The 13379-nt window shown below is 66.1% G+C and carries 15 protein-coding genes and 1 pseudogene; 10 read left to right on the forward strand and 6 right to left on the reverse strand.

Going from position 1 to position 13379, the window contains the following annotated elements; all coding sequences use genetic code 11:
- Positions 1–195, forward strand: a pseudogene (locus B1A78_RS16345) (hypothetical protein); the annotation flags it as partial.
- Entirely contained in the window at positions 192–524 is a 333-nt protein-coding gene (locus tag B1A78_RS16350; RefSeq protein WP_077147984.1) for a BA14K family protein, read from the forward strand. The pseudogene B1A78_RS16345 and the gene B1A78_RS16350, both read left to right, overlap by 4 nt.
- A gap of 116 nt (positions 525–640) precedes the next feature.
- On the opposite strand, the gene B1A78_RS16355 is transcribed toward B1A78_RS16350, so the two are convergent.
- On the reverse strand, positions 641–1204 hold the full coding sequence (locus tag B1A78_RS16355; RefSeq protein WP_077147985.1) for a DUF2585 domain-containing protein: 564 nt from the start codon (positions 1202–1204) through the stop codon (positions 641–643).
- A 45-nt stretch (positions 1205–1249) separates the two neighbouring features.
- Between B1A78_RS16355 and gmk the strand changes: the two genes are divergently transcribed.
- Positions 1250–1912 carry a guanylate kinase gene (gmk, locus tag B1A78_RS16360; protein WP_077147986.1) on the forward strand — a complete coding sequence of 221 codons (663 nt, stop codon included), beginning with the start codon at positions 1250–1252 and terminating at the stop codon, positions 1910–1912.
- A 186-nt stretch (positions 1913–2098) separates the two neighbouring features.
- Here the strand turns inward: gmk and B1A78_RS16365 are convergent, their stop codons facing one another.
- The 4 genes from B1A78_RS16365 to B1A78_RS16380 form a co-directional block, all read right to left on the reverse strand.
- Positions 2099–2536, reverse strand: a complete 438-nt coding sequence (locus tag B1A78_RS16365) for a thioesterase family protein (protein ID WP_077147987.1) — start codon at positions 2534–2536, stop codon at positions 2099–2101.
- Position 2537: 1 nt separating this feature from the next.
- Positions 2538–3320 carry an SDR family NAD(P)-dependent oxidoreductase gene (locus B1A78_RS16370; protein WP_077147988.1) on the reverse strand — a complete coding sequence of 261 codons (783 nt, stop codon included), beginning with the start codon at positions 3318–3320 and terminating at the stop codon, positions 2538–2540.
- Between the two features lie 157 nt (positions 3321–3477).
- The gene (locus B1A78_RS16375; RefSeq protein WP_077147989.1) at positions 3478–4647 is read right to left on the reverse strand and encodes an acetyl-CoA C-acetyltransferase; all 1170 of its coding nucleotides are present in this window, start codon (positions 4645–4647) and stop codon (positions 3478–3480) included.
- A gap of 204 nt (positions 4648–4851) precedes the next feature.
- Positions 4852–6006, reverse strand: a complete 1155-nt coding sequence (locus B1A78_RS16380; protein WP_077147990.1) for an acyl-CoA dehydrogenase family protein — start codon at positions 6004–6006, stop codon at positions 4852–4854.
- A gap of 272 nt (positions 6007–6278) precedes the next feature.
- On the opposite strand from B1A78_RS16380, the gene B1A78_RS16385 reads away from it, so the two are divergent.
- Both B1A78_RS16385 and B1A78_RS16390 read left to right on the forward strand, forming a co-directional pair.
- Positions 6279–7148 (forward strand): SMP-30/gluconolactonase/LRE family protein, encoded by an 870-nt coding sequence (locus tag B1A78_RS16385; protein ID WP_077147991.1) that lies wholly within the window; start codon positions 6279–6281, stop codon positions 7146–7148.
- A gap of 144 nt (positions 7149–7292) precedes the next feature.
- Positions 7293–9446 (forward strand): M3 family metallopeptidase, encoded by a 2154-nt coding sequence (locus B1A78_RS16390; protein ID WP_256838962.1) that lies wholly within the window; start codon positions 7293–7295, stop codon positions 9444–9446.
- A gap of 41 nt (positions 9447–9487) precedes the next feature.
- Here B1A78_RS16390 and B1A78_RS16395 read toward each other — a convergent pair whose 3' ends face one another.
- Complete coding sequence (locus tag B1A78_RS16395; RefSeq protein WP_077147993.1) at positions 9488–9919, reverse strand: hypothetical protein; 432 nt, start codon at positions 9917–9919, stop codon at positions 9488–9490.
- Positions 9920–10046: 127 nt separating this feature from the next.
- On the opposite strand from B1A78_RS16395, the gene B1A78_RS16400 reads away from it, so the two are divergent.
- The 5 genes from B1A78_RS16400 to B1A78_RS16420 all read left to right on the forward strand — a co-directional run.
- Positions 10047–10949, forward strand: a complete 903-nt coding sequence (locus tag B1A78_RS16400) for an SPFH domain-containing protein (protein ID WP_077147994.1) — start codon at positions 10047–10049, stop codon at positions 10947–10949.
- Positions 10950–10959: 10 nt separating this feature from the next.
- Entirely contained in the window at positions 10960–11163 is a 204-nt protein-coding gene (locus B1A78_RS16405; protein WP_077147995.1) for a hypothetical protein, read from the forward strand.
- 1 nt (position 11164) lies between these two features.
- Positions 11165–11407, forward strand: a complete 243-nt coding sequence (locus B1A78_RS16410) for a hypothetical protein (protein ID WP_077147996.1) — start codon at positions 11165–11167, stop codon at positions 11405–11407.
- A 71-nt stretch (positions 11408–11478) separates the two neighbouring features.
- Positions 11479–12150, forward strand: coding sequence for a ribulose-phosphate 3-epimerase (gene rpe / locus B1A78_RS16415; RefSeq protein ID WP_077147997.1), 672 nt, complete (start codon positions 11479–11481; stop codon positions 12148–12150).
- 18 nt (positions 12151–12168) lie between these two features.
- Positions 12169–13379 (forward strand): heparinase II/III family protein (locus tag B1A78_RS16420; RefSeq protein WP_083734235.1); only part of this gene is annotated, 1211 nt, incomplete at its 3' end.

Below are 13379 nucleotides of genomic sequence, written 5' to 3' on the forward strand. Positions count from 1 at the left end.
CCCGGCGGCGGCGACAATCTGGCGAGCGGCTTTCCCTTTCCGCGCCCCGAGGACAGCGATGAGGACGGCTTCATCTCGCGCGCCGAGTTCGTCGCTCCCGCCGCCGCGATGCTCGACGCCTGGGACCGCGACCGCGACGGCGCGGTAACCACCGCCGAAGCCCAATCATCCCCCACCGAAGGAGACAGACGATGACCCCCCGCATCCTGCTGCTCACCGCCCTCGCCGCGCTGGCGATGAGCGGTGCGCCCGCCGCATCGGCGCAAGCCCGGCCGGCACCGGCGAAGGCCGAGCCCGCGACGGCCCCCGCCAAGCCCGCCAAACCCGCACCGCAGGGCGACGCACGCTACGGCCAATGGGACAAGAGCTGGGGCACGCGTCCGCCCGCCCCACCGAAACATTTCACGAAGCATGGCGACTGGTATCGTCATGTCCGCGCCTGCCAGCGCGCCTATCGATCCTATAATAGCCGCACCGACAGCTATCGCAGCCGCGACGGCCGCACCTTGCGCTGTCGCCTGTAACCGAACCGGCCCGGCGTTCGCGCACTTGTGACGAACAGCCATCCCCGGTGCCGATCACTCGGCGAGCCGGGTCGCCCGAAGCCCCGCCGGAGACATCCGGCGGGGTGGAGGCGTTTTCAGGCCCCCGCCTGCCACTCCTTCACCGCCTCGACCGGCGAAACGAGCATGAGCACGTTGAGCGTCAGATTGTCGCGGATCGTCCACAGCGTGAACAGTTCGAAGATGATCGCGAGCGTGACGGTCACCCACCCGCGCATCCGGCTCGCGGCGAGGAAGCCCGCGATCATGAAGAGCGTGTCGCTCACCGAATTGAGGATCGAATCGCCCGAATAGCCGAAGGCCATGGTGACCTCGCGATAGCGGTCGATGATGATCGGTGAATTTTCGAGGATTTCCCACGCGCCCTCGATCCCGATCGCGATCGCCAGCGCGGCCCACATGGGCGCGCGCGGCAGCAGCCAGCGCGACAGGCCAAAGAAGATGAAGCCATGGATGATATGGCTGAAGCTGTACCAGTCCGAAATCTGCTGGCTGTTCTGGTTCGACTGCACCACGCCGTGCCACAGGCTGACCGTGCCGCACGGACAGATCGGCGGGCGCCCCATCGCAAACAGGATCGCGGCGAGCAGCGCGACGAGCGCCGCGGCGACCAGCCAGCCCTTGCGCGATATTCCGGCCATATGTCTCCCCCTTGACCGCCGCGTGTCTCCGCGCAATTAGCGCCCATGGCTGAAAGCGTCCACCTCAACCGCCGCGGCGTGTTGTTCGTCCTTTCCTCGCCCTCGGGCGCGGGCAAGACCACCATCTCGCGCATGATGCTCGAGGCCGACAAGGATATCGCGCTGTCGATCTCCGCCACCACCCGCCCGCCGCGCCCGGGCGAGGAGGATGGCGTCCATTATCATTTCGTCGACACCGAAAAATTCAAGGCGATGGCCGCCGACGGCGAGTTCCTCGAATGGGCGCATGTCTTCGGCCACCGCTATGGCACCCCGCGCGCGCCGGTCGAGGAATTGCTCGCCGCGGGCAAGGACGTGCTGTTCGACATCGACTGGCAGGGCGCACAGCAGCTCTATCAGGAGGCCGGACCCGACGTCGTGCGCGTCTTCGTCCTGCCGCCGACGATGGAAGAGCTCGAACGCCGCCTGCGGTCGCGCAAGACCGACAGCGACGAGGTGATCGCCGCCCGTATGGAACGCGCCGCGAACGAGATCAGCCACTGGGACGGCTACGACTATGTGCTGATCAACGACCATGTCGAAGGCTGCTTCGACGAGGTCCGCGCGATCCTGCGCGCCGAACGGCTGAAGCGCCGCCGCCAGATCGGCCTGATCGGCTTCGCACGCGACCTGATCCGGTCGGTGCCCGATGCGGACAAGAAGCTTTGATTTTTGTTCCCTCCCCCTTGATGGGGGAGGCAGCGAGACTTGGCAGCTTGCTGCCTAGTCGCAGCGGTGGGGGTGCGGTCTCGGCCTGAAACGAGGGCGCTTGGGCGCACCATCACCCTCATCCAACTCTGCCTAGCGCCTGCGGCGCAAGGCTGCGTGTCCTTCTCCCATCAAGGGAGAAGGACATCAGGCCGCCGTCGCCAGCTTCGCTTCCAGCTCCGCGACCATCTCCGCACGCAGCGGTTTCGCTTCACCGTCGGTGCGGCACACCACCACGGTATCACAGGTCGCGATGCAGCGGCCGTTCTGGAACATCGCCTGGACGATCGTCCAGCTCGAGGTGCCGAGGCGGCCGATGCCCGTCGCGATCAGCACCGGGTCGGGGAAATTGCCTTCGGCAAGATAGTTGATCTCGACCGCGGCGACCATCGTGCGCTCGTTCGCGGGACGCTCGGTCAGCGGCCTCACCTCGCGGTTGAGCAGCACCCGGCCGCTTTCGAACAGCGCCGCAAAGGCCACATTGTTGAGGTGGCCGTTGATGTCCATGTCCTGGAACCGCGTCTGCAGGTCGAGGTGGACGGGGTAGCTGGCGGCGTGCAGCCGCCAGCTCTCCGGTTTGGGCATATCAGCGCGGACCCATGCGGATGCCGCCGTCGAGGCGCACGTCCTCACCGTTGAAATAGCCGTTCTCGATCATGCAGACCGCAAGATTGGCATATTCGGCGGGGTTGCCGAGGCGCTTCGGGTTGAGCACCGAGGCGCCCAGCGCGTCGCGGACATTCTGCGGCGCACCCGCGAGCAGCGGGGTGTCGAAGATGCCGGGCAGGATGGTATTGACGCGGATATTCTCCGACGCGAGGTCGCGCGCGACGGGGAGGGTCATGCCGACGACGCCGCCCTTCGACGCCGAATAAGCGGCCTGGCCGATCTGGCCGTCCTCAGCGGCGACCGACGCGGTGTTGACGATCGCGCCGCGGTCACCGTCTTCGGTCGGATCGAGCGTCATCATGCCCGCCGCCGATTTGGCGATGCAGCGGAAGGTGCCGACGAGGTTGATCTGGATGATCCAGTTGAACGCATCGAGCGGGAAATGCTTGATGCTGCCGTCTTCCTTCGAGCGGCTGGCGGTCTTGATCGCGTTGCCGGTGCCGGCGCAATTGACGAGGATGCGCTCCTGCCCGATCGCTTCGCGCGACTTGGCGAAGGCGGCGTCGACCGAGGCGTCGTCGGTGACGTTGCATTCGCAGAAGACGCCGCCGAGTTCTTCGGCGAGGGCTTTGCCCTTTTCTTCCTGCAGATCGAAGATCGCGACCTTGACGCCCTTCGAGGCGAGCAGGCGCGCGGTCGCGGCGCCGAGGCCCGAGGCGCCGCCGGTGACGACGGCGGATATAGTGGAATCGAGTTTCATTTAAGGCTCTCCTGACGAAAGCCCCTCCCCTTCAGGGGAGGGGTTGGGGTGGGGGTCGCAGCGTGAAGCAAGGCCGGTCGGCCCACCCCGCTGCGACTAGCGGGCAAGCCCGCAAGTCTCGCTGCCCCTCCCCTGAAGGGGAGGGGTTTGAAGAATATTACAGCCGCTCGATGATCGTGACGTTGGCCTGGCCACCGCCTTCGCACATCGTCTGGAGGCCGTATTTGCCGCCCGTCGCGTCGAGCACGCCGAGCAGGGTCGCCATCAGCTTGGTGCCCGAGGCGCCGAGCGGGTGGCCGAGCGCGATCGCGCCGCCATGCTGGTTGAGACGGCCATGGTCGGCGCCGAGATATTTGAGCCAGGCGAGCGGGACGGGCGCGAAGGCCTCATTGACCTCATAGGCGTCGATGTCCTCGATCTTCATGCCCGCGCGCTTCAGCGCCTTTTCGGTCGCAAACAGCGGTTCCTCGAGCATGATCACCGGGTCGCCCGCGGTCACCGAAATATGGTGGATGCGTGCGCGCGGGGTCAGATTGTGATCCTTGAGCGCCTGTTCCGAAACGACGAGCGCCGCCGACGCGCCGTCGCAGATCTGGCTCGACGAGGCCGCGGTGATCGAGCCGCCTTCCTGGAGCAGCTTGACGCCCGCGATGCCCTCGAGCGTCGCGTCGAAGCGGATGCCCTCGTCGACGAGGTGAAGCTGGCGGCCTTCGGGGGTGTCGATCTCGACGCCGACGATCTCGCGCTTGAAATGGCCGGCTTCGGTCGCCGCCTTGCCGCGGCGGTGGCTTTCGAGCGCATAGGCGTCGAGATCGTCCTTGGTGAAGCCGTGCTTCTTGACGATCATTTCGGCGCCGGCGAACTGGCTGAACATGATGCCGGGGAATTTCTCCTCGAGCCGCTCGGACTTATAATGGCCGAGCCCTTCCTTCATGAACAGGGTCGCGACGCTGCCCATCGGCACGCGCGTCATACTCTCGATGCCGCTCGCAAGGACGATGTCCTGCGTGCCCGACATCACCGCCTGCGCGGCGAACTGGATCGCCTGCTGCGACGAGCCGCACTGGCGGTCGATGGTGACCGCGGGGATCGAGTCGGGCAGCTTCGAGGCGAGCACCGCGTTGCGGCCGACGTCCATCGTCTGCTGGCCGCCCTGGCTGACGCAGCCGGTGATGACGTCGTCGATCTTCGCGGTGTCGAAATCATTGCGGTCGGCGATCGCGTCGAACACCGCGGCGCCGAGGTCGACGGGGTGGACGCCGGCGAGCTTGCCGCCGCGCTTGCCGCCGGCGGTACGAACGGCATCGACGATATATGCATGAGCCATGGGGAGTTCCTTTCAAATCCAATTCCCCTCTCCCTTCAAGGGAGAGGGTTGCGGAGACTTGGCGGCTCGTCCGCCTAGTCGAAGCTGGGTGAGGGGGTATGACGTCGCATGATGACGCCAAGGTAAGATCCCCTCACAAGACTTGCTAGGCGGCGAGCCGCCAAGCCAAGTCTTTCTCTCCCTCAAAGGGAGAGAGTTTTCGCGTCAGAGTTTCCGCCCGATCAGTTCCTTCATGATTTCGTTCGTGCCGCCGAAGATTCGCGTCACGCGCGCGGCGCGCCAGGCGCGGGCGATCGGATATTCGTTCATATAGCCCGAGCCGCCGAAAAGCTGGAGGCATTTGTCCATCACCTCCCATTGCAGGTCGGTGTGCCACAGCTTTGCCGCGGCGCCCTCCTCGGGGGTCAGTTCCTTCTTCATGTGCCGCGCGAGCGCCCAGTCGAGATGTGCCCAGCCCACCTGCAGCTTGGCCTTCAGGTCGGCGAGCACGAAGCGGCTGTTCTGGAAGTCGAGGATCGGCTTGCCGAACGCCTTGCGCTCGCGGGTATATTCGACCGTGTCGTCGAAGGCGCGCTGCGCCGAGGCCTGCGCGCTGACCGCGATCGACAGGCGTTCCTGCGGCAGCTCGCTCATCAGATAGATGAAGCCTTGGCCTTCCTCGCCGAGGCAGTTGGTGATCGGCACGCGGACGTCGTTGAAGAAGAGCTCCGACGTGTCGGCTTCGTCCTGTCCGATCTTGTCGAGGTTGCGGCCGCGCTCGAAACCCTCGCGGTCGGCCTCGACGAGGACGATCGACACGCCCTTCCACGCCGGCTGCACCTCGGTGTCGGTCTTGACGCAGACGAGGATCAGGTCGGCATTCTGGCCGTTGGTGATGAAGGTCTTCGATCCGTTGATGACATAATGATTGCCATCCTTCTTCGCGGTCGTGCGCATGCCCTGAAGGTCGGAGCCGGTGCCCGGTTCGGTCATCGCGATCGCGGTGATCGTCTCGCCCGACACCATCCGGGGCAGCCAGTGCTTCTTCTGCTCTTCGCTGCCATATTTGACGATATAGCTGGTGACGATATCCGACTGGAGCGAGAAGCCCGTCGTGGCGCGGCCGTAGTACGCGCTTTCCTCGTCGACGATCGCATTATAGCCGAAGTCGAGGCCGAGCCCGCCATATTCCTCGGGCACCGTCGGGCACAGCATGCCGAGTTCGCCGGCCTTGGGCCAGATCGACTTGGGGACGATCTTGTCCTCGGCCCATTGCGCCGCGTTGGGCGCGACTTCCTTTTCGAGGAACTGGCGGACCGTGGCGCGGAACGCCTCATGATCCTCGCCATAGGCCGAGCGCGACAGGTTATCGAGCGACATGATCTTCCTTTCCCTTGGGCAGCCGAACGCACGCGGGGAGTCGGCCGCAATTTTCGAGCGGCAAAAGACCTTACGTTTACGTGCACGTCAAGTGGAAAGACGCTACGGCATGATAAGTTGCACGTCGCCCCCGCGAAGCCGGGGGCCGCTATCGTAATTGTGCAAGCTTTCCTGCGGCCCCCGCCTTCGCGGGGGCGACGTTGATAGAGAGCGGCGCAGTGAATAGCTTTGCAGCCCTGTGCAGCAGCAGCGTCCCTCGCTAGGCTCGCCCCATGGCAGACCTCCTCCTCGATGCCGGCGCCTTGCTCGGCGAATCGCCGCGCTGGCACGCCGGCGAAGCCCGCCTCTATTGGGTCGATATCGACGCGCAGCAGATCCACCGGCTCGCCCCCGCGAGCGGCGAGCATGAATGGATGCAACTCGACCAGCCGGTCGGCTGCGTCGCGCCGCGCGCGGGCGGCGGGCTCGTCGCCGCGCTCGGCGACGGCTGCGCGCTGATCGACGAATGGGGCGCGGTGCCGCGCCCCTTCGGCCCAGCCGCGCTTGCCGACCTGCCGCACCAGCGCTTCAACGACGGCTGCGTCGACAGTGCCGGGCGCCTCTGGGTCGGCAGCCTGACCGGCGACAAGCCGAAGCGCGATGCGGCACTCTACCGCCTTGATCCCGATGGATCGCTGACCGAAATATTCGGCGGGCTGATGACGAGCAATGGCGCGGCGTTCAGCCCCGACGGCCGCATTTTCTATCACGCCGACACCCCGACGCACCGCGTCCACGCCTATGACGTCGACCCCGCGACCGGCACGCTCGGCGAAGGCCGGCTGTTCCACGAATTTGCCGAAGGCAATGGCCGCCCCGACGGTGCCGCGGTCGATGCGGAAGGCTGCTATTGGTCGGCGCTGTGGGACGGGTGGCGCATCGTCCGCCTGTCGCCGGCGGGCGAATTGCTCCAGACGGTCGACCTGCCCGTCCAGCGCCCGACGATGATCGCCTTTGGCGGCGCGGACATGCGCACCGCCTTCGTCACCAGCGCGGGCAAGAACCTGACCGACGAGGAGCGCCTCACGCAGCCGCATGCAGGCGGCGTCTTCACCTTCCGCGTCGATGTGCCGGGGCTCGCTCAGCCGATGTTCGGCGGCTGACCGGCCGCAAACTTGCACATATCTGTCATATGGGGTTAAGACGCCTCCCGACATGGTTTCGTCCGAAACCTTTTCCACCGGGAGATTCGAAACATGCCGCGCACCGCGCCCCCTTTTGCTCGTCGCCAGTTTCGTCGTGTGTCGATGATGCTTGCATCGACCGCGATGCTTGTGGGTTATAGCCAGATGACCCTCGCCGCCGAAACCACCGCCCCCGCCCCGGCCGCCACCGCGCCCGCCGATGGCAACCCGATGCTCGCGCCCTGGACCGGGCCGTTCGAGGGGGTGCCGCCGTGGGACAAGATGGACCCCGAGCTGTTCCCCGACGCCTTCGAAAAGGGCATGGCCGAAACCAAAGCGCAGGTGCAGGCCGTCATCGACAATCCCGACGCACCGACCTTCGAGAACACCCATGTCCCGATGATGCTCGCGGGCGACACGATGGAACGGCTGTTCGCGCTGTGGGGCGTGCAGACCTCGAACAAGTCGAACGACCGCGTCGAGGACATCGACGCCGAATGGAGCCCCAAGCTCACGACCTTCTACACCGAGCTGTTCCTCGAACCCAAGCTCTTCGCGCGTTACAAGGCGGTCTATGACGCCCGCAATTCGAGCGGCCTCAACGCGCAGCAAATCCGCATCGTCGAGCGCAGCTATGAGGAAATGGTCCGCGACGGCGCCAATCTGTCGGCCGCCGACAAGACGAAACTCGTCGCGCTGAATTCGAAGCTCGAAGGGCTGTTCTCGACCTTCTCGTCGAAGCTGCTCGGCGACGAAAAGCTCTACACCTTCGTCACCGACAAGGCCGAACTCGCGGGCCTCGAATCGGGCTTCGTCGCCTCGCTCGCCTCGGCCGCCGAAGCACAGGGCAAGCCCGGCCAATGGGCGATCAAGAACACGCGCTCGTCGGCGCAGCCGGTGCTGCAGAACGCCACCAACCGCAAGCTGCGCGAAAAGGTATATACCGCGTTCGTCAACCGCGGCGACAATGGCGATGCCAATGACACCAATGCGACGATCGCCGAGATCCTGAAGCTGCGCCAGCAGCGCGCCGAACTGCTCGGTTTCCCGAACCATGCCGCGTACCGGATGGCCGACACCATGGCCAAGACCCCCGAAGCCGCGATGGACCTGATGATGAAGGTGTGGCCCGCCGCAGTTGCGCGCGTCCATGAGGAGGTCGCCGACATGCAGGCGATCGCCGATGCCGACGCCAAGGCCGGCAATGGTCCGAAGATCACCATCGAACCCTGGGACTATCGCTTCTACGCCGAGAAGGTCCGCAAGGCGAAATACGACCTCGATGAAAGCGAGGTGAAACCCTATCTCCAGCTCGACAAGCTGGTCGAGGGCATGTTCTGGTCGGCGGGCCAGCTCTATGACCTGGGGTTCAGGGAAAATACGGGCACCATCCCCGTCTTCGACCCCAAGGTGAAGACCTTCGAGGTCTATAACCTCAAGACCAACGAGAATGTCGGCGTCCTCTACCTCGACAATTTCGCGCGCGACGGAAAGCGGTCGGGCGCATGGATGACCACCTATCGCAGCCAGCAGACGCTCGGCGGCGAACGCAATGTGCTCGCGTCGAACAACAATAATTTCACCGAGGGCGCGAAGGGCGAACCGACGCTCGTCAGCCTCGACGATGCCACGACGCTGTTCCACGAATTCGGCCACGGCATCCATTATCTGCTGCAGCACGTCTATTACCCCGCGCTTGCCGGGGTGCCGCGCGACTTCGTCGAATATCCGAGCCAGGTGAACGAGAATTGGCTGATGACGCCCGAGGTGCTGTCGAAGTTCGCGACGCACTACAAGACCGGCGCGCCGATCCCGCAGGCGCTGGTCGACAAGATCCTCGCCTCGGACAAGTTCAACCAGGGCTTTTCGACGGTCGAATATCTGTCGAGCGCGATCGTCGACATGAAGCTGCACGACCGCAAGACGCCGCCGACCGACATCGACAAGTTCGAGCGCGAGACGCTCGCCGAAATCGGCATGCCCAAGGAAATCGTGATGCGGCACCGCCTGCCGCAATTCGGTCACCTCTTCTCGAGCGACGCCTATTCGGCGGGCTATTACAGCTATCTGTGGTCTGAAACGATGGACGCCGACACCTGGGCGGCGTTCACCGAAGCCGGCGGTCCGTGGGACCGGACGGTCGCCGACAAGTTCCGCACCATTTTGCTGATGACCGGCAACGAGACCGACCGCGCCGAAGCCTATCGCGCGTTCCGCGGCCGCGACCCCGATGTAAAGGCGCTGCTCCGCAAGCGCGGCTTCCCGACGGGCGAATAAGGATTGGCGGGGGCGCGGCTGTCAACGCCGCGCCCCTGCGATCATCCCAGCCCCTTGCGGCGCAGATGTTCGTGCGTCGCGATCGCCAGCGCATAAAAGACGACATCGGCGAGCAGCTTGCCCGCGAGGATGCCGAGCGCCGGGCCGAGCAGCCAGACGGTCAGTCCGACCGCCGCCGGGCGGATCAGGAAGGTGTCGAAGAGCTCGGCGGGCCCGAACTCGACCAGCAACAGCGCCACAGAACGCCAGCGCCGCCCCGGCGCTGCGGTCCACGCCGCCTGCGCCGCCATCACGCCATAAAAGCCCACATTCTCGATCATCGCCGCGGCATAGGCGGCGCCGACCAGCGGCGCCCCCATCGCGCTCGCCCCCAGATAGCCGGCATAGCTCGCGCCGACCGCCGCCACTTCGGCGGGGCCGTATCGACGCAGCCAGCGCCGCAGCCGCGCGGGCCAGGTTTCGCGCATCTCCATGCCCCACCCATGCGGCACGCGCGTCCCGCTTGGCAAGCCGCGCCGCGCCCTTGCGATTGCGCTTGACCGCCGCCTCATACGATATAAATATGATATCATCTTTATATTGAGTGATTCGGAGGGAAATATGGTCGACACGGGAACGCCCGCACTGAACCGCAGCCGCGAGGGGCGCGCGGCGACACAAAGCGGTTATCTGATGCTGTTCATCTGGCTGCTGCTGTTGGCGGTCGCGCTGTGGGCGGGGATCACCAACGGCAATGCCGACGTCATGGTCGTCTGGAAATGGGCCGTCGTCGTCCTGTCCGCCGTCGCAGGTTTCCTGATCCTCTGCGGCTTCTATCTGATCAACCCCAACGAGGCCGCCGCAATCCAGCTGTTCGGCGCGTACAAGGGCACCGACCGCGAAGAGGGGCTGCGCTGGGTCCTGCCCTGGTACACGCGCAAGAAGATCGCGGTCCGCGCGAACAACGTGATTTCGGACAAGATCAAGGTCAACGACCTGCGCGGCAACCCGATCGAGATGGCAGCGCAGGTCGTGTGGCGCGTCACCGACACCGCGCAGGCCTTGTTCGACGTCGACGATTACAAGGAATTCGTGATGGCGCAGATCGAGGCCGCGGTGCGCTCGATCGGCTCGCGCTACCCCTATGACGATATCGAGCATCAGGAAATCACGCTGCGCGGCAATCACGACGAGGTCGGGGTCGAACTGCGCAAGGCGCTGATCGAACGGCTCGACGTCGCGGGGATCACCGTCGACGAATGCGGCCTCACCCACTTGGCCTATGCGCCGGAGATCGCCGGCGCGATGCTCCGCCGCCAGCAGGCCGAAGCCGTGGTCGCGGCGCGCGCCAAGCTGGTCGAGGGCGCGGTGTCGATGGTCGAGATGGCGCTCCAGCAATTGTCCGAAAAGCAGGTCGTCGAGCTCGATGACGAGCGCAAGGCGGCGATGGTATCGAACCTGATGGTCGTGCTCTGCGGCGAACGCGACACCCAGCCGATCGTCAACACCGGCTCGCTCTACTGAGGACGGGTCGGTGGCTGCCCAGTCCAAAAAGGCCTTTGCCCTCCGCCTCGATCCGGCGCTCTACGCCGCGATCGAGCGGATGGCGGCCGCCGAACTGCGCAGCGCCAATGCCGAGATCGAGGTGTTGCTGCGCGAGGCGCTGGCGCGGCGCGGCGTGACCGTCAAGCCGCCCGTCCCGGCAAAACGCGGGCGCCCACCCAAGGAGGAAAGCTGAGATGCTGCATTTGTTGCTCGACGACCGCCCCTGGTTCCGCCCGAAGCGCCGCGGTTATGGCACCGGCCTGCCGATCGCCTGGCAGGGCTGGCTGGTGATCGCGCTCCACATCGCGCTGATCACCGGGGTCGCGGTGCTGCTCCGCGACCGGCCGATGCTGATGCCGATCTTCGTCATCCTCGCCGGCCTCGCGCCGATGCCGATCTACCGCGCGCGAACCGAGGGCGGGTGGCGCTGGCGATAAATCGGCTTTTCCACCACTAGCCCATAGGGGCCGCTTGCCCCACCATCGGTAGGCGGTTAAGGCCGATCCCCATGTCCGCCGCACCGCAACCCATCCGCATCGCCCCCTCGATCCTCAGCGCCGATTTCGCACGGCTCGGCGAGGAAGTCCGCGCCATCGAAACGGCCGGCGCCGACTGGGTCCATATCGACGTCATGGACGGCCATTATGTGCCCAATCTGACGATCGGCCCGGCGGTGGTAAAGGCGCTGCGCCCGCATTCGACCCTGCCCTTCGACGTCCATCTGATGATCTCGCCCGTCGATCATTTCCTCGACGCCTTTGCCGAGGCGGGTGCCGATATCATCACCGTGCATCCCGAGGCCGGCCCGCACATCCACCGCACCGTCCAGCACATCAAGTCGCTGGGCAAGCAGGCGGGCGTCTCGCTCAACCCCGCTACCCCGGCCAAGATGCTCGACTATCTGATCGACGACATCGACCTGGTACTGATCATGAGCGTCAACCCGGGCTTCGGGGGCCAGAGCTTCATCTCCAGCCAACTGCGCAAGATCGAGGCGGTCAGGAAGATGATCGAGAAATCGGGCCGCGACATCCGGCTCGAGGTCGACGGCGGCATCGACGTCGCCACCGCGCCGCTCGCGATCGCCGCCGGCGCCGATGTCCTCGTCGCCGGCACGGCGACCTTCCGCGGCGGACCCGACGCCTACGCCGGCAATATCCGAAGCCTCCGCGGCGCCTGAAGCGTGGAGGGAAGAGCCTTGACCTCTGCCCCCGTCAACCAGCTTCCCGACGCCGGCGACGATGGCGCGCCGCTCGACGACAGCATCGAACCCGGCAAGCGGCTGATCCGCCTGCCGGCCGAAAAGGGCCTGTCGCTCGGCGATCGCATCGCCAATCATTTCACCCGCCTGACCTGGCGCACCCCGCTGCACGCCTTTCGCCTCAAGGGCCGCTTCCCGCTCAAGCTGCTCGGCGTGCCGGTCGACCCGGTGCCCGGCGACACGCGCGCAGGCACCGCGATCCGCGCCGGCCATTTCCTCCATCGCGGGCTTCGCCTCTCGCTCGGCGACCTCGATTTCGCGGCACTCGACGTCGCCCCGACCTTCGCCGACTATCTCCACAGCTTCGCCTGGCTGCGCGACCTCGCCGCCACGGGCAGCCGCGCCGACGGTGCCCCGATCGCCGAGGCGATGGTGCGCAATTGGCTCGCCGCCAATGGCGAGACCGTCGGCGAGCCGGCGTGGAGCGCCGAAAACACCGGCTGGCGCATCCTCTATTGGGCCTTCCACGCGCCGCTGATCCTGTCGTCGAGCGACCTGATCTACCGCTCGGCGGTGCTCAACCATCTCGCCCGCGCGGCGCGCCACCTCGACCGCGTCGCCGACAAGACGCGCCCCGGCATCGGCCAGCTCGTCGCCTGGACCGGGATCGTTGCGGCGTCGCTGCTGATGCCCGGCGGCGAGCCGCGGCAGGTGTTCGGCGAAGCGGGGCTGCGCAAGGTGCTCGAAACGAGCTTCTACGCCGACGGCGGCAATATCGCGCGCTCGCCGCAGGCGCAGCTCGACGCGATCATGGCGCTCGCGATGCTCGCGCGCATCTATGATATGCGACGCATGGAGGTGCCGCCCTTCGTCCAGGAAGTGCTCGCCCGCACCGTGCCCGCGCTGCTCGGCCTCGTCCACGCCGATGGCGGCATGGGCAATTGGCAGGGCAGCGGCGCGATCGCGGCCGAACAGATCCAGGCGATCGTCACCGCGAGCGGGGTGCGCACCCGGCCGCTCAAGCAGGCACGCGACTGGGGCTATCAGCGGCTCGTCGCGAACAAGGTCGTGCTGCTCGCCGACGCCGCCCCGCCCCCCATTGCCCGCGTGACCGAGGCGGGCTGCGCTTCGACGCTCGCCTTCGAACTGTCGGACGGCGCCGACCGCATCATCGTCAATTGTGGCGGCGCCGTCCGACAGTTCGAAGG

Source organism: Sphingopyxis sp. KK2, assembly GCF_001990265.1.
GTDB lineage: Bacteria > Pseudomonadota > Alphaproteobacteria > Sphingomonadales > Sphingomonadaceae > Sphingopyxis.